General features: G+C 71.0%; 15 protein-coding genes. 11 read left to right on the top strand and 4 right to left on the bottom strand.

The annotated features are described in order from the left end of the window. Position 1 precedes the first annotated feature (1 nt). Positions 2-1642 carry a cation acetate symporter gene (locus AB0873_RS10710; RefSeq protein WP_366599421.1) on the top strand — a complete coding sequence of 547 codons (1641 nt, stop codon included), beginning with the start codon at positions 2-4 and terminating at the stop codon, positions 1640-1642. Positions 1643-1661: 19 nt separating this feature from the next. On the opposite strand, the gene AB0873_RS10705 is transcribed toward AB0873_RS10710, so the two are convergent. After that, entirely contained in the window at positions 1662-2483 is an 822-nt protein-coding gene (locus AB0873_RS10705) for a hypothetical protein (protein WP_230688921.1), read from the bottom strand. A 138-nt stretch (positions 2484-2621) separates the two neighbouring features. Between AB0873_RS10705 and AB0873_RS10700 the strand changes: the two genes are divergently transcribed. Continuing rightward, entirely contained in the window at positions 2622-3386 is a 765-nt protein-coding gene (locus tag AB0873_RS10700; protein WP_155329695.1) for an ABC transporter ATP-binding protein, read from the top strand. Then, positions 3371-5062 carry an ABC transporter permease gene (locus tag AB0873_RS10695; RefSeq protein ID WP_366599420.1) on the top strand — a complete coding sequence of 564 codons (1692 nt, stop codon included), beginning with the start codon at positions 3371-3373 and terminating at the stop codon, positions 5060-5062. Before AB0873_RS10700 ends, AB0873_RS10695 begins: the two co-directional genes overlap by 16 nt. Before the next feature lie 203 nt (positions 5063-5265). Here AB0873_RS10695 and AB0873_RS10690 read toward each other — a convergent pair whose 3' ends face one another. Further along, positions 5266-5730: an NYN domain-containing protein gene (locus tag AB0873_RS10690; protein ID WP_366599419.1), complete on the bottom strand. Its 465-nt coding sequence runs from the start codon at positions 5728-5730 to the stop codon at positions 5266-5268. Between the two features lie 232 nt (positions 5731-5962). Between AB0873_RS10690 and AB0873_RS10685 the strand changes: the two genes are divergently transcribed. Further along, entirely contained in the window at positions 5963-6454 is a 492-nt protein-coding gene (locus AB0873_RS10685; protein ID WP_366599418.1) for an SRPBCC family protein, read from the top strand. 105 nt (positions 6455-6559) lie between these two features. Here the strand turns inward: AB0873_RS10685 and AB0873_RS10680 are convergent, their stop codons facing one another. Both AB0873_RS10680 and AB0873_RS10675 read right to left on the bottom strand, forming a co-directional pair. Then, a complete protein-coding gene (locus tag AB0873_RS10680; RefSeq protein WP_366599417.1) occupies positions 6560-6745 on the bottom strand; it encodes a DUF397 domain-containing protein in 186 nt (61 codons plus the stop codon). Next, the gene (locus AB0873_RS10675) at positions 6742-7527 is read right to left on the bottom strand and encodes a helix-turn-helix transcriptional regulator (protein ID WP_366599416.1); all 786 of its coding nucleotides are present in this window, start codon (positions 7525-7527) and stop codon (positions 6742-6744) included. The genes AB0873_RS10680 and AB0873_RS10675 overlap by 4 nt, the downstream gene beginning before the upstream one ends. Positions 7528-7720: 193 nt before the next feature. Between AB0873_RS10675 and AB0873_RS10670 the strand changes: the two genes are divergently transcribed. The 7 genes from AB0873_RS10670 to AB0873_RS10640 all read left to right on the top strand — a co-directional run bounded on the left by AB0873_RS10670 (position 7721) and on the right by AB0873_RS10640 (position 14948). Then, positions 7721-7945 carry a hypothetical protein gene (locus AB0873_RS10670; protein ID WP_366599415.1) on the top strand — a complete coding sequence of 75 codons (225 nt, stop codon included), beginning with the start codon at positions 7721-7723 and terminating at the stop codon, positions 7943-7945. 139 nt (positions 7946-8084) lie between these two features. Then, entirely contained in the window at positions 8085-8840 is a 756-nt protein-coding gene (locus tag AB0873_RS10665; RefSeq protein ID WP_366599539.1) for a flavin reductase family protein, read from the top strand. A gap of 210 nt (positions 8841-9050) precedes the next feature. After that, positions 9051-9419, top strand: coding sequence for a DUF485 domain-containing protein (locus tag AB0873_RS10660; RefSeq protein ID WP_366599414.1), 369 nt, complete (start codon positions 9051-9053; stop codon positions 9417-9419). Beyond that, on the top strand, positions 9397-11070 hold the full coding sequence (locus AB0873_RS10655; RefSeq protein WP_366599413.1) for a cation acetate symporter: 1674 nt from the start codon (positions 9397-9399) through the stop codon (positions 11068-11070). Before AB0873_RS10660 ends, AB0873_RS10655 begins: the two co-directional genes overlap by 23 nt. Before the next feature lie 137 nt (positions 11071-11207). After that, positions 11208-12185, top strand: coding sequence for an NAD-dependent epimerase/dehydratase family protein (locus tag AB0873_RS10650; RefSeq protein ID WP_366599412.1), 978 nt, complete (start codon positions 11208-11210; stop codon positions 12183-12185). A 76-nt stretch (positions 12186-12261) separates the two neighbouring features. After that, a complete protein-coding gene (locus tag AB0873_RS10645) occupies positions 12262-13515 on the top strand; it encodes an LCP family protein (RefSeq protein WP_366599411.1) in 1254 nt (417 codons plus the stop codon). 218 nt (positions 13516-13733) lie between these two features. Beyond that, entirely contained in the window at positions 13734-14948 is a 1215-nt protein-coding gene (locus AB0873_RS10640) for an LCP family protein (RefSeq protein WP_366599410.1), read from the top strand. The last annotated feature ends 152 nt before the right edge of the window (positions 14949-15100 follow it).

Below are 15100 nucleotides of genomic sequence, written 5' to 3'. Positions count from 1 at the left end.
GGTGGACAACGGGTACGTCGTCCCGGCGATCGTCGCGGTCACCCTGGTCACCGTCGGCATCGGTTTCTACGGCCTGCGCCTCGCCCGCACCACGTCGGACTTCCTGGTCGCGTCCCGGATGGTCAGCCCGACCTGGAACGCCGCCGCGATCGGCGGGGAGTACCTGTCGGCCGCGAGTTTCCTCGGCATCGCCGGCCTGATCCTCAAGTACGGCGTCGACGTGCTCTGGTACCCCGTCGGGTTCGCCGCCGGCTACCTGGCACTGCTGCTCTTCGTCGCCGCACCGCTCCGCCGCTCCGGCGCGTTCACCCTGCCCGACTTCTGCGAGCTGCGGCTCGGCTCCCGGTGGCTGCGTACGCTCGCCACCGTCTTCGTGATCTTCATCGGGTGGCTCTACCTCGTACCCCAGTTGCAGGGCGCCGGCCTGACGCTGGCCACGCTGGCCGGCTCGCCGTACCCCGTGGGTGCCCTCGTGGTGGCGGCGGTGGTCACCGGGAACGTGGCACTCGGCGGCATGCGCGCCATCACCTTCGTGCAGGCCTTCCAGTACTGGCTCAAGCTGACCGCGCTCGCCGTACCCGCGATCTTCCTGGCGTTGCAGTGGCAGGCCGACGCCCGCCCGGCGGTGACCCCGCCCGACGGGCCGGCGTTCCGGACCGCGACCACCGTCGTCGTCGAGCATCCCGCGACGCTCACCCTGCCCGACGGGCAGACCCGGGAGGTACGCCCCGGCGACGAACTGACGTTCGCGGCCGGCGACCCCGTGCCCGAGGTGTCCGGGGTGGCCACCGACGCGGCGGACTGGCTGCTGCCCAGCACCGCCGGGGACGACGACCGGGGGCTGTTCGCCACGTACTCGCTGATCCTGGCCACGTTCCTCGGCACCATGGGCCTGCCGCACGTCCTGGTCCGCTTCTACACCAACCCCGACGGCGCCGCCGCCCGGCGCACCACCCTGGTCGTGCTGGCCCTGGTCGGCACCTTCTACCTGCTCCCCACCATCTACGGCGTCCTCGGCCGGATCTACACCCCGCACCTGCTGGTCACCGGGCAGACCGACGCGGTGGTGGTCCTGCTGCCCGGCGCGGCGCTCGGCGACGGCACGACCGGGCGGCTGCTCGCCGCGCTGGTCGCGGCGGGAGCGTTCGCGGCGTTCCTCTCCACCTCCTCCGGGCTGCTCACCAGCGTCGCCGGGGTCATCTCGACCGACGTGCTGGGCCGGGGCTCGGTCCGTGGGTTCCGGCTGGCCACGGTGATCGCCGGGACGATCCCGGCGGTGCTCGCGCTCAACGTGTCCGGGCTGGACGTGTCGCAGGTGGTGGGGCTGGCCTTCGCGGTCGCCGCGTCGAGCTTCTGCCCGCTGCTCGTGCTCGGCATCTGGTGGCGGGGGCTGACCGACCTCGGCGCCGCCGCCGGCGTGCTGGCCGGCGGCGGCGCCGCGGTCGGGGCGGTGCTGGTGACGGTGCTCGGGCCGCCGCTGTCCGGCTGGCCGGCCACGCTCACCGCGCAGCCGGCCGCCTGGACGGTGCCGCTCGCCTTCACCGTGATGGTGGCGGTGTCGATGGCGACCCGCCGCCGCGTCCCGGCCGGCATCGGCGCCACGATGCTCCGCCTGCACGCCCCCGAAGCCCTCCGGCTGTAAGGGCCCCTTCTTAACGCCTTCAGCAGGCGTCGGTGCCGGCGCAGAGCCGGCTCGCCACCGCCCGCGCGTACGACCGGGCCTCGGCCCTGGTCGCCCGGCCGTCCAGCCGGACCTGCGCCACCAGGTCGCCCTGGCGGACGAGGAGCAGGCGGCCCGGCTCGTCCTCGATGACCGAGCCCACCAGCAGCGACTCGGCGCCGCCCAGCCCCTCCGCCAGGACGGTGAGCGAGTCGTCCGGACGGGTCGGTACGCAGCCCGCGACGAACCGGCGCGCGTTGCCCATCACCGTGACGGCGGCATCGCCGGCATGGCGGGTCACCCGCTCGATGAGCACGTCGGTCGGCGAGTCGTACCGCACGTCACGTCGGTGCACCTCGCCGACGAGCAGCGACGGCGAGGCGTCGCGGCAGTGGATCCCCAGCGACTCCAGCGGCCAGTCGCCGCTCACGTCGCTCCTGAGGGACCGGAAATCGTCGGGCAGGTCGGCGAGTTGGAGCATCGCCCGGGCCGGGACCGGCCGGGGCGGCGTGCCGGAGCTCGGCCGGGCGGTGCCGGATCGCGAGGGCGATGGTGTCGGCCCGTCCGCCGAGGGACTCGGCTCGGTGGTCCGACGTGGGGACACGCTCGGCGCCGGGGCGTCCGCGGCTGGTGTCAGCGGCGGCGCGGCGACGGGTCGCCCCGCCACGGCCGCCGCGCCGCCCACGACCGCGGCGACGGCGACGGCACTGGCGACACCGGCGGCGATCCGGGTACGGCGCGCACGCCGACCCCGCCGGCCCATCTGCCCGGTGGGGTTCCGGAACAGCTCCTCAAGTCCGCCGAGCCCGTCGTCCGCGTTCATACCTCGCCCCTTCGTCCAGGTCCTGCCCTTCTTACGCACGGCGCGACCAGCGGGTTGCACGGGTACGCCCCAGGGATGACGGTGGATCATCCCTGCGCGGGAGCGATCCGCTGGCCGCCGCCGGATACGGTCGGACGCATGACTGGTGAGCACCCCGCCCTCGCGCTGCGCGGTCTCGTCAAGCGCTTCGACGACAAGGTGGCGGTCGCGGGCGTCGACCTCGACGTGCCGGCCGGCTCGTTCTACGGCCTGCTCGGCCCGAACGGTGCCGGAAAGACGACGACCCTGTCGATGGCGGTGGGCCTGCTCCGGCCGGACAGCGGGCGCGCCTGGGTGCTCGGGCAGGACGTCTGGGCCGACCCGGTCCGCGCGAAGCAACTGCTCGGCGTCATGCCCGACGGCGTACGCCTCTTCGACCGGCTGAGCGGCGCGGAGCTACTCGCGTACCACGGTCTGCTGCGCGGCATGGACCCGGCGGTGGTCGACCAGCGGGCGGCGGAACTGCTGGACGTGCTCGCCCTCGGCGACGCCGGCCGCACGCTGGTGGTGGACTACTCGGCCGGCATGAAGAAGAAGATCGGCCTGGCCTGCGCGCTGCTGCACGGGCCCCGGCTGCTCGTGCTGGACGAGCCGTTCGAGGCGGTCGACCCGGTGTCGGCGGCGCTGATCCGGGACATCCTCCAGCGGTACGTGGCCGGAGGCGGGACGGTCGTGTTCTCCAGCCACGTGATGGAGGTCGTCGAGCGGCTCTGCTCGCACGTCGCGATCCTCGCCGCGGGCACCATCAAGCGCGTCGGCACGCTGGACGAGGTTCGCGGGGACCGCTCGCTGGAGCAGGTCTTCGTGGAGGTCGTCGGCGGGCGTACCGCGACCGGTGAGGAGCTGGCGTGGCTGTCGCAGTGACGGGCTCCGCCGCGCCGGCGCGGCGGGTGTCCGCCCGGCACTTCGTCCGCCTCAAGCTGCGGGTGATGGGCAACAACTTCCGCGGCCAGGGCTGGCGGATCGCCCTCTTCGTGGTCGGCTCGCTGGTCGGGCTCTGGTTCGCCGCGACCGGCTTCTTCCTCTTCGCCGCCCCCGGCTTCGCCGACGCCGAACGGTACGCGCTGCTCGTCGCCGCGTTCGGCGGCGGGCTGATGGTGCTCGGTTGGCTGCTGCTGCCGCTGGTCTTCTTCGGTGTCGACGAGACGCTGGACCCGGCCCGGTTCGCGCTGCTGCCGCTGTCCCGCCGAACCCTGGTCACCGGCCTGTTCGCGGCGGCGCTGGTGAGCGTCCCGGCGGTCGCCGTGCTGCTGGCGCTCTCCGGCCTGGTCGTCACCGCCGGTGCGCTCGGCGGGTGGTCGGCCGCCCTGGTGCAGGCCGTCGGGGTGGTGGCGGGTCTGCTGCTCTGCGTCGCCGCCGCCCGAGCGGTCACCAGCGCGTTCGCCACCATGCTGCGCTCCCGCCGGGTCCGCGACCTGGCCGCCGTGCTGCTGGCCGTCGTCGCCGCGCTGCTCGGCCCGCTGCAACTGGCCGCGACCGCCGCCCTGCGCGACGCGGACTGGGACCGGTTCGCCTCGGTGGCGACCGTGGTCGGCTGGACGCCGTTCGGCGCGCCGTGGACGGCGGGCATCGACGTCGCGCAGGGGCGGGTGTGGGCGGCGCCGGTGAAGCTGCTGATCACCGCGCTGGCCGTGGTGGCGCTGCTGGCCTGGTGGTCCCGCTCCCTGGAGTCGGCGATGGTGGGCGCGGCCAGCAGCGGCAAGGCCCCGACCCGGCAGCCGGAGACGAGCGGCAGCCCGGTCGCGCAGTTCTTCCCCCGCGCGCTCGGCTGGCTCCCGCGGGACCGGTTCGGCGCGCTGGTGGCGCGGGAGGCGCGGTACTGGTGGCGGGACGCCCGGCGGCGGGCGAGCCTCGTCACGCTGGGGGTGGTCGGCCTGTTCGTGCCGGCCATGGTCAACCTGGGCGGGTCGAACCTCGTCGACGGCACGGGTGGCTTCGGCGCTCCGGACACGTCCTCCCCGGTGCTGGTGAGCCTGTCGATGCTGTTCGTCGGCGTCCTCGCCGCGGTGACCCTGGCCAACCAGTTCGGCTTCGACGGCAGCGCGTACGCGGCGCACGTGGTCGCGGGCGTACCGGGCAAAGTGGAGCTACGCGCCCGGATGGCGGGTTTCTCGATCTACGTGCTTCCGCTGGTCGTGGTCATCTCCGTGGTGCTGGCCCTGATCCTGGGCGAGCCGGGTTGGATCGGGATGACGGCGGGCAGCCTGCTCGCCACGTACGGCGCCGGGCTGGCGGTCAACACGTTCCTGTCGGTGCTCGGGGCGTACGCGCTGCCCGAGACGAGCAACCCGTTCGCGCTCAACACCGGCGCCGGGGTGGCCCGCAGCTTCCTGACCCTGCTGTCGATGCTCGCCTCGGCGGCCGCCGCCGTCCCGATGGTCGTGGCCGCCGCGCTCCTCGGCGACGTGTGGCTCTGGCTGGCCCTGCCGGTCGGTGCGGCGTACGGGCTGGGAGCGGCACTGCTCGGCGCGTACCTGGCCGGCGACGTCCTCGACCGGCGCCAGCCTGAACTCCTGGCGACTGTGACGCCACGCCGCTGACGCCGGTTCAACTCCACTTGGCTGGGCGAGCATAGATCTGCCCAGTGGCCGCGTCCGCGACGATGTTCGGTAGTTGAGCGTCACGAAGGGCCCGCTCACGGATGAAGAACTGGCCGAGGTTGCCGACTCGGGTCAGGTGATTCGAGGCCCGCGTGTTCCCGGGAGGCATTGCGAGGTAGATCCGCTGGTCGGGATTGACCGCCTTAACGGTGGCCAGCGCGGGGGGCGAGGTCGGTGTCGGCGCTGACGAGCAGGGTGGTGTCGGCGATCCGGAGAGCGGCGTCGGCGACCATCATGGCACCGAGTGCGACGTCCGTCCCCTTCTCCTCATAGCTTCTGTACTGCCGGCCGCAACTGCAGGTGTAGCTCTTGCCGCACCGGCGGCAGTCCTTGATCGTCCGCTCCTTGAATCGTCCCAGGTGCACGTGCAACAGGTCTCCGTTGCGGACCTTCATGGCGTCGATGTAGCTGGTCTGGTTCTGAGCGGCGACGGGCTCGTTCTTCACGATCGCCGAGAAGTAGTGGACGGCTGTCACGGTGTCCTTGGGTTTGAGCTGGCGAACGAGCTCAACGACGTCGAGCCACATGTGCCTGCGGCCATACTTGTTCTTCATGCCGTAGTACAGGTTGAAGCCGTCGATGTAGGCAGCGACTGTCGCCACGTTCACCTCTCCTGACTCTCGGCGTTGGGTGTATGGTGGGTCCATACGACGCCGAGAGATACGGCAGGAACGGCCCCCACGGGGGCCGTTTTTCTGTGTCCGAGAACATCGGCACCATATCGTCACTGACCGACGGTCGATCGGGCGGCTACGTGACGTGCAGCCGTCGAGGTCAGCGCTGGCGCTTCGGCCAGATGGCGACGCGAGTTGAGTTGCGGGGCGGGACCAGAATGCTGGGGTGCCTGTCGTCGAGGCGGTGGCGACCGTTCCGGTCCCACCCGAGCTGGCCTTCGCGGTCTCGCAGACCACCGCGCCGGTGCGCTACCGGTGGGACCCGTTCGTCCGGGAGCAGCACTTCGTCGGCGGCGCCACCCGGCCCGGCAAGGGGGTGCGGACGTTCACCCGCTCGCGGCACGGCCTCGTGATGGTCAGCGAGTACGTCTCGTTCGCGCCGCCCACCAACGTCGGCATGAAGATGGTGCGCGGCCCCTGGTTCTTCGAGATGTTCGCCGGCGGGTGGCGGTTCGCCCCCGCTCCCGAACCCGGCCACACCGTCGCCACCTGGCGGTACAGCTTCCGGTGCCGCCCGGCGTTCCTGCGCCCGCTCGCCGACCGGATCGGCACGTGGCTGCTCGGCCGCGACATCCGCCGCCGCATCGCCGGTTACGCCGCCGGCTGCACCGACCCGGAAGTGCTCGCGGCGGCCCGCCGCTCACTCACCGACCGCTGAGCCGGTCGCGTCCCAGGGTGCCTTTCCACGATCAGATGATGCTCTGCTGGAGCGACCGCCTGGATTCCGACCAGCGGCACATCACTTGATCATGGTGACGGCGGGTCAGCGGGTACGGGTGGCGGCGAGGAACGCCCGCCAAGCGGACGGACGAAAAGTCAACGTCGGGCCTGACCGATCCTTGCTGTCCCGCACGAGCACTACCCCAGGCACGTTGTCCGCCACCTCGACACAGTTGCCGGTTTCCTGCGACTTGGTAGACCTGCGCCAGCAGGGCCGGGCATTCGTCATGGCGTCACCTTTAACTTGTTGATCAGGTCGAGGGAGGCACTCTGGCTGAGCGCCTCCCCGAGAAGGTGCTCCCACTTTCGCTGCACCCAGCGTATCCACTCCGGATGGTCGGCGATCTGGCCGCGCGCCGCAGTGTCAAGGCAGAGCAGGCGGTCGTTGCCGGGCAGTTCCGCGAGTAGGAAGCCGCCGCCCATCGAGACATGGGCGCCGACGTCGAGTGGAAGGACGTGCAGGCGCACCGGCGACAGCTCCGCCGCTTCGAGGAGCCAGCCAAGCTGCCGCTCCATGACGGCCGGCCCACCGATGCGTCTGCGCAGAGCGCTCTCGTCGATGACGAACACGCACTCCGGCGAATGCTCCCGATGGAGCAGACGTTGCCGGCTCATTCGGAGGTTCACAAGCTCTTCCACCCGCTCGCTCCGGTGCAGCCCGCCGGCGGAGACGACTGCTCGGGCATACTCCTCGGTTTGCAGGAGGCCGGGCACCAGGCAAGGTTCGAAGTCGAGCAGCCGGACGGCCTGCTCCTCATGGCCGGGCCATGACTCAAACCAGGCCGGCCCGGTCAACCCTTCGTCGTCCCGCAGAAGGCCAGCAAGAAGGCCACACGTGCCGAGGGCCTCGTCGGCAGCCATCGCGAATTCAACGGTCGGCCGGCGACGGCCGGTCTCGATCGCGGCGACCGTAGACGGGCTCCACTTGATCAGGGCAGCCAGCCCTTCCTGGGATACATCCGCACCGGCTCGGGCGGCCTTGAGCGCCCGTATCCACTTCTCGATTTCCATCCTTACGCCTTCCGTAAGTACGTGATGGCGCTGCGTAGTAAGCCCTGGCATCCTCCCCCGCCCGAGCGATCGAGTCCAGGGTGGAGGGTGCGCGGCCCGGCCGGTGGAGGCGACGACCCGGCGGCCGGTCCTGCGTCGGGCCGCCCCGGTCAATCCCCGGTCGGGGCGGCCCCCGACCTGGAGGAGGCCACCCGTGTTCAGACCGTTCCGGAGGAACGCCGCGCTGGGGTCGTACCGGATGAGGAGCCGGCCGGTGCCGACCGGCGTGCCGGGCGCGACGACGCCGGACCCGGTCCCCGCCCGGCCGACGGTGCCACCAGCCTGGGCGGCCTGGCCGACGGTGGCGCTGCCACGACCGGGCCGGGCCGGTTGGCTGACCCCGGCGCAGACCTGGCGGGCCAACGGCGGTCGCTGGTGACCACCATCCGCATCCCGGCCGGTCGTCGCCGAGATCTTGCAAAGAAGCGGCCCCCGCCGGGGCCGAAAATCTCCAAGATCTCGCGCAACCAGCCGCGACCAGCGGAACAGCCGTGAGTCGGGGGGTGCCGCATGTGGCGATGCGGCCGCTGTGGCGGTGCCGGGCGTGCGGTGCGCACTGGCCGTGCCAGCCCGCCCGGCTGGCGCTGCTGGCGGAGTACCGGCACGACCGGCCGGCGCTGCTGATCTACCTGGGGACGCTGATGGCCGAGGCGTCCGCCCAGCTCGCGCAGCTCAACGGGCACGCACCGCCGACCGGGCTGCACGAGCGCTTCCTGGGTTGGGCGCGGGCCCGGGACGGCAGAATGTTCCACGTGAATCATGAGCCGGGTGCCGAGATCCACCACACCGACCCGTTCGCCGTACCGGTGGACCGGCGCTCTCCCGTACGCCGGTTGCGTGGCCGGCTGGCGGCGCCGGTGACACTGTGGACGGCTCCCGGGCCGGCGGGCCTGACGGTCTCCTCCACGCTGGTGGCGGAGGGCGAGCCGGACCGGCTGCTCGGCCTGATCGACCCGGAGGCCGACCTGTGGGCGGCGGTGGAGGAGGCGGGCCGCTTCGCGGTCGCGCCGTTGAATCCGTCGCACCGGCAGCTCGCGGACCGGTTCGCCGGGCTCTTCCCGTCCCCCGGCGGTCTGTTCGCCACCGGCACCTGGACGCAGACCGACTACGGCCCGGTGCCGTCGGACGCGGGCGGCTGGGCCGGTTGCCGGCTCGACGACGCCCGGGAGTACGGCTGGGGTCTGCTGGTGGACGCCACCATCGAGACGGTCGAACTGGCGGAGGAGACCGACCCGCTGCTGCACTACCGGGGCCGGTACCGCGAGCTGACCTGACCAGGTCGCCGCCGCTCGGAGGTGACCACCCGGCACCGCGGCCGGCACCCGACGCCGACCGGTCACCGGAGTGAGCCAGGTCACTCGGCGCAGCCATCGTGCCGTTCGGCGCAACCGTCGACCGACGCCGATCTCACGCTTCCCGGGTCGGGAGTGCGCTCCTTACCGTGCGCGAAACTCCCCGATGCCTGTGAAGGTGGTGATCTACAGATGTCCACGGACACACCCGCGTCCGCCCCCGCCGAGTCGGCGGCGGAACGCTATCTGGCCGTACAGCGGTCGGACGAGTTCGCCGGGTTGCGCCGCGCGTTGCGCGGCTTCGTCTTCCCGATGACCGTCGCGTTCTTCCTGTGGTACGCGCTCTACGTGATCCTGTCCGCGTACGCGCGGGACTTCATGGGCACGAAGGTCGTCGGCAACATCAACGTCGCCCTGGTCTTCGGTCTGCTGCAGTTCGTCTCCACCTTCCTCATCGCCTGGCTCTACTCCCGGTACGCCGACCGGAAGATCGACCCGGTCGCCGACCGGATCCGCGCCGAGATGGGGGAGGTGACCCATGAACACGGTCCTCGCGGCTGAGGCGGGCGACACCACCGCCCGGAACCTCACCATCACGCTGTTCCTGGTCTTCGTGGCGGTGACGCTGGCCATCACGATCTGGGCCAGCCGGCAGACCAAGACGGCCACCGACTTCTACGCGGGCGGCCGGTCCTTCTCCGGCTTCCAGAACGGCATGGCGATCGGCGGCGACTACATGTCGGCGGCGTCGTTCCTGGGCATCGCCGGCATCATCGCCCTGTACGGCTACGACGGGTTCCTGTACTCGATCGGCTTCCTGGTCGCCTGGCTGGTGGCGCTGCTGCTGGTGGCGGAGCTGCTGCGCAACTCCGGCCGCTACACGATGGCCGACGTGCTGGCCTTCCGGATGCGGCAGCGCCCGGTCCGCACGGCCGCGGCGGTCTCCACCATCACGGTCTCGATCTTCTACCTGCTGGCCCAGATGGTCGGCGCCGGCGCCCTGGTCGCCCTGCTGCTCGGCATCCGGCCGGGAACCACCTTCCTCGGCATGGACGCGGACGCCGCCAAGATCGCCACGATTATCATGGTCGGCGCCTTGATGATCATCTACGTGACGGTCGGTGGCATGAAGGGCACCACGTACGTGCAGATCGTCAAGGCGTTCCTGCTGATGGGCGGCGCGCTGATCATGACCGTGCTGGTGCTCGCCAAGTTCAACTTCAACCTGTCGGAGTTGCTGGGCCAGGCGGCCGAGTCGTCCGGCAAGGGCAGCGCCTTCCTGGAACCCGGGCTGCGCTACGGCGTCGAGGTGGCTGGAAACTCGACGCAGACCTTCTACAACAAGATCGACCTGCTGTCGCTCGGCATCGCGCTGGTGCTCGGCACGGCCGGCCTGCCGCACATCCTGATCCGCTTCTACACGGTGCCGACGGCGAAGGCGGCCCGCAAGAGCGTGCTCTGGGCGATTGGCATCATCGGCACCTTCTACCTGCTCACCCTGGCGCTCGGCTTCGGCGCCGCGGCGCTGGTGGGCGGCGAGGCGATCACCGCGCAGGACCGGGCCGGCAACACGGCCGCGCCACAACTGGCCGAGGCGCTCGGCGTCGACTTCCTCGGCGGTGATCTCGGCGGGGCCACCCTGCTCGCGGTCATCGCGGCGGTCGCCTTCGCCACCATCCTCGCCGTGGTGGCCGGACTGACCCTCGCCTCCTCGTCCAGCCTGGCGCACGACTTCTACGCCAACGTCATCAAGGACGGGACGGCGTCCGAGCGGCAGGAGGTGACGGTCGCGCGGATCTCCGCGCTGGTGATCGGCGCGATCTCGATCGTGCTGTCGATCTTCGCGCAGAACCTGAACGTCGCCTTCCTGGTGGCGCTGGCCTTCGCGGTGGCGGCATCGGGCAACCTGCCGGCGATCCTCTACAGCCTGTTCTGGAAGCGGTTCAACACCTCCGGCGCGGTGTGGGCGATCTACGGCGGCCTGTTCGCCGCGGTCTTCCTGGTGTTCTTCTCCCCGGTGGTCTCCGGGGCGCCGACCGCGATGTTCCCCGAGCAGGACTGGCAGTGGTTCCCGCTGTCGAACCCGGGCATCCTCTCCATCCCGTTCGGCTTCCTGTGCGGATGGCTCGGCACGGTGCTCTCCAAGGAGCGCGACGAGGACAAGTACGCCGAACTCGAGGTGCGCTCGCTCACCGGGGCGGGCGCGCACTGACCACCCCGGGTGGGCCGTGCGACGAGCGCCGGCCTGCTCGGTGCGTGATAAGAAGGGCCCCCTGTACAACGCGAGGCGTTAACAGGGGGCCCTTCCTTGTCGGGTCACCTGCCGGGCCGGTCGGTAGGCTGACCGGCATGAAGGTCGTGCAGCGCTTCGGGTCCGGTCACCGCATCCTCGTCACCGGCGGCGCCGGCTTCGTGCCGTCGCACGTGGTCGACGTCCTGATCGGCCGGGGCTGCACGGTGGTCGCGGTCGACAACTTCGTCACCGGGTCGAAGGAGAACGTCGCCCACCTGGCCGACACGCCGACCTTCACGCTGGTCGAGGCCGACATCTCGGACGGTCTGCCGACCCACCACCCCGCGTTCGCCGAGCGGTTCGACGCGATCCTGCACATGGCCTCGCCGGCCAGCCCCACCGACTTCGAGAAGCTGCCGGTGGAGATCCTGCGGGTCGGCTCGGTCGCCACCCTGCACCTGCTCGAGCGGGCGGTCGCCGACGGCGCGCGCTTCCTGATGGCGTCCACCTCCGAGGCGTACGGCGACCCGAAGGAGCACCCGCAGCGCGAGACGTACTGGGGCAACGTCAACCCGATCGGCGTCCGCAGCGTCTACGACGAGTCGAAGCGGTTCGCCGAGGCCGCCACCATGGCGTACCACCGCAGCCGGGGGCTGGACGTCGCGATCGTCCGGATCTTCAACACGTACGGGCCGCGGATGCGTCCGGACGACGGGCGGGCGATCCCGACCTTCATCTCCCAGGCGCTGCGCGGCGAGCCGATCACCGTGCACGGCACCGGCAACCAGACGCGCTCGATCTGCTACGTTGACGACCTGGTGCGGGGCATCCTGCTGCTGCTCGACTCGACGGAGACCGGGCCGATCAACTGCGGCACCGAGCACGAGATGAGCATGCGGCAACTGGCCGAGACGATCGTGTCACTCTGCGGCAGCAGCTCCGAGGTGACTTACATCACCCGCGCCGCCGACGATCCGGAGATGCGTCGCCCCGATCTGACGCTCGCCCGGCAACTGCTCGGATACGAACCGCGGATCGCGCCCGAGGAGGGTCTGCGGCGCACGATCGCGTACTTCCGCGAGCGGCTGGGGTAACCAGCCGGCGACGGGCGGTGGCGACGCCGGCTCCGCTTCAGGGCGACACTGGCCGGACGTACGTACCCTGAGTTACATGTCAGCGACCACGCCCGCCGGTTTCCCGCTTCCGCACACCGGGGGTGTCCACCGGCTTCACCGCAGTGCCGGGCGCGCCCCGGTGCCGGGCTCCGGCCCGGCTGGACGCGCCCGGTCGACCGAGACACAGTGGTATCCCTCGTACCACGACGAACCGTCGGGGGGTGGCCCCCGTGGCCCCGTCGGCCCCGGTGGACCCGGCGACTTCGGCGGTGGGGACGACGGTTCGGGCCGCCCCCGGCGCCGTGGCCCCCGCCCGCGCTGGGGCCGGATCGGTCTGGTGGCCGGCATCGCGGTGCTGGTGCTCGCGCTGCTCGGCGGCACCGGCGCCTGGTTCTACGCCCGTGGCCTCAACGAGGACCTGGGGCGCACCGACCCGTTCTCGCAGATCACCGGTGGCCGGCCGGCCAAGGCGGTCGACGGCGCGCTGAACATCCTGATGGTCGGCAGCGACTCGCGGGACCCGGACGCCCCGGTCAACGAGGCCAGCAAGTGGCGCGCGGACACGATCATCGTGATGCACATCCCGAGCAACCACCAGCAGGCCTACCTGGTGTCGATCCCGCGTGACCTGTACGTGCCGATCCCGGAGAGCGCCAACGCGGACTGCGGCTCGGGTCGGCGCGGGAAGATCAACGCGGCGTTCGCGTTCGGCGGCCTGCCCCTGGCCGTACGCACCGTGGAGTGCTTCACCGACGTCCGGCTCGACCACGTGATGGCGATCGACTTCGCCGGTTTCAAGCAGGTCACCGACGCGCTCGGCGGCGTCGACCTGACCGTGGAGAAGACGGTCACCTCGATCCACAAGCCGTACCGGACGTTCACCAAGGGCGTCAACCACATGGACGGCGCGGAGGCGCTGGACTGGATCCGGCAGCGCAAGCAGTTCCCGAACGGCGACTTCGACCGAATGCGGCACCAGCAGGAGTTCCTCCGCGCGCTGATGGACAAGGCCGCGAGCACCGGGACGCTCTCCAACCCCGTCAAGCTGAACAACTTCCTGAAGGCGGTTACCGCCGCGGTCACCGTCGACGAGGGCTTCTCCCTGGTCGACATGGCGGTGCAGTTCCGCAACCTGCGCGGGGAGAACCTGACGTTCGTGACCAGCCCGCACAACGGCAGCCAGACGATCAACGGCGAGTCGGTGGTGGTCTCGGACCGGGAGAAGGCGCTCTCCATGTACCAGGCGATGGCCAGGGACACCATGACGGACTGGGTCAAGGCGAACCAGAAGAGCGACGGCGGCAACTGACCGCGCCACCCGCCGCATCGACGGCGGTCGTCACCGGTCGGCGGCTGAGCATCCCTGATGCCGGGTGCCAGCCGTCGACCGGTCGTTTCCGACCCCTCCGTTCGGTCGATTTATCCATCGGGCGGTCTGGATAACGGCATTTGACCGTGGGGTGAACTCGCCAGGACGGGAAAGCGTCCGTACAGTGATCCCGCCCCCGATCACGAACTGGAGCACGCATGCCGGTTCAGACCAGCGGTCGCCCGCCGTCGCTGGATGCCCCCCACGCGTCGGTCCGGATGTCCGCAACCATTCCGGCGCAGCCCGGGAAGGGTCGTCCGCCCACCACCCCCGCCAGCCGCAAGCGTCGCCGCAAGGACCCGCTGTGGGCGCGCATCACGTTGATCTTCGGTGCCGTCCTGATGCTGACCAGCGGTGTCGCGATCGTCGGCGGCAAGGTGATGATCGACCGGGCCACCGGCAACATCGACCAGCGCAACCTGCTCGGCGACGCCGGCAAGTCGGGCGCGGAGGGCGGCGCGAACCTCGACGGCCCGATCGACATGCTGCTGCTCGGGGTGGACGCCCGGCAGTCGTGGGCACCCGATGACGTCCGGGCGGACAGCATCATCGTGCTGCACATCCCGGCGACCCACGACCAGGCGTACCTGATCTCGATTCCCCGCGACACCGAGGTGCGGATCCCGGCCTTCTCGAAGAGCGGGTTCCACGGCGGGGTGGACAAGATCAACGCGGCGTTCCAGGCCGGCGCCCGCAACGGCGGCGGCTGGGAGGGCGGCGCGCAGCTGACCGCTCAGACGATCAAGCAGATGACCGGCATCAGCTTCGACGGTGCCGCGATCATCAACTTCGGCGGTTTCAAGCGCATCATCGACACCCTGGGCTCGGTCCGCATCTGCGTCAGCCAGGAGGTCAAGTCGCACCACATGGTGTACGTCGACGGCAAGCCGATGTGGAACGCGGAGGCGAAGAAGACCGGCAAGCCGATGACCCCGGTGGTGCACAAGAAGGGCTGCAAGGAGATGGAGGGCTGGGCGGCGCTGGACTACTCCCGCCAGCGGTACGGCCTCAAGAACGCCGACTACGACCGGCAGCAGAACCAGCAGCAGCTGATCAAGGCGATGGCCAAGAAGGCGACCCAGAACGGCACGCTGACCAGCCCAACCAAGATCAGCAAGCTGATCGACGCGGCCGGCGACGCGTTCGTGCTGGACACCGGCGGCGTACCGGTCATCGACTTCATCTTCACCATGCGCGGGGTCACCGGCAGCGACCTGACGATGCTGCGGACGAACGGCGGCACCTTCAACGGCAACGGCAACAACCGCGAGTCGCTCAGCGAGCAGACGCTGGAGATGTTCCGGGCCGTCAAGGAGGACCGGCTGGCCGACTTCGTGGTCGCCAACCCGGAGGTGCTCTCCACCCGGAAGTGACCGGGGGGTTTCACCGAACCGGCCCGGTGGGGGCGCTCCGGACCGTAGCCTGACGTGAAGAGGATTCGCGTGCGGGTGGCGGGGAGGAACCACGTCCAGGTCGGGGGATGGACGGGAGCGGGCCGGCGCGGGCGTCCGGTCCGGACCGCCCC

Origin of the sequence: Micromonospora sp. NPDC047707, from assembly GCF_040704235.1 — a bacterium.
In the GTDB taxonomy this organism is placed as follows: Bacteria; Actinomycetota; Actinomycetes; order Mycobacteriales; family Micromonosporaceae; genus Micromonospora.
This window is presented reverse-complemented; position numbering and strand designations above follow the sequence as displayed.

What these genes read in the sequence shown, in the direction of transcription:
- AB0873_RS10705 (WP_230688921.1), bottom strand. Translation starts at nt 2,483, where the DNA reads ATGAACGCGGACGACGGGCTCGGCGGACTTGAGGAGCTGTTCCGGAAC.
- AB0873_RS10700 (WP_155329695.1), top strand. Translation starts at nt 2,622, where the DNA reads ATGACTGGTGAGCACCCCGCCCTCGCGCTGCGCGGTCTCGTCAAGCGC.
- AB0873_RS10680 (WP_366599417.1), bottom strand. Translation starts at nt 6,745, where the DNA reads ATGACGAATGCCCGGCCCTGCTGGCGCAGGTCTACCAAGTCGCAGGAA.
- AB0873_RS10675 (WP_366599416.1), bottom strand. Translation starts at nt 7,527, where the DNA reads ATGGAAATCGAGAAGTGGATACGGGCGCTCAAGGCCGCCCGAGCCGGT.
- AB0873_RS10665 (WP_366599539.1), top strand. Translation starts at nt 8,085, where the DNA reads ATGCGGCCGCTGTGGCGGTGCCGGGCGTGCGGTGCGCACTGGCCGTGC.
- AB0873_RS10660 (WP_366599414.1), top strand. Translation starts at nt 9,051, where the DNA reads ATGTCCACGGACACACCCGCGTCCGCCCCCGCCGAGTCGGCGGCGGAA.
- AB0873_RS10655 (WP_366599413.1), top strand. Translation starts at nt 9,397, where the DNA reads ATGAACACGGTCCTCGCGGCTGAGGCGGGCGACACCACCGCCCGGAAC.
- AB0873_RS10650 (WP_366599412.1), top strand. Translation starts at nt 11,208, where the DNA reads ATGAAGGTCGTGCAGCGCTTCGGGTCCGGTCACCGCATCCTCGTCACC.
- AB0873_RS10645 (WP_366599411.1), top strand. Translation starts at nt 12,262, where the DNA reads ATGTCAGCGACCACGCCCGCCGGTTTCCCGCTTCCGCACACCGGGGGT.
- AB0873_RS10640 (WP_366599410.1), top strand. Translation starts at nt 13,734, where the DNA reads ATGCCGGTTCAGACCAGCGGTCGCCCGCCGTCGCTGGATGCCCCCCAC.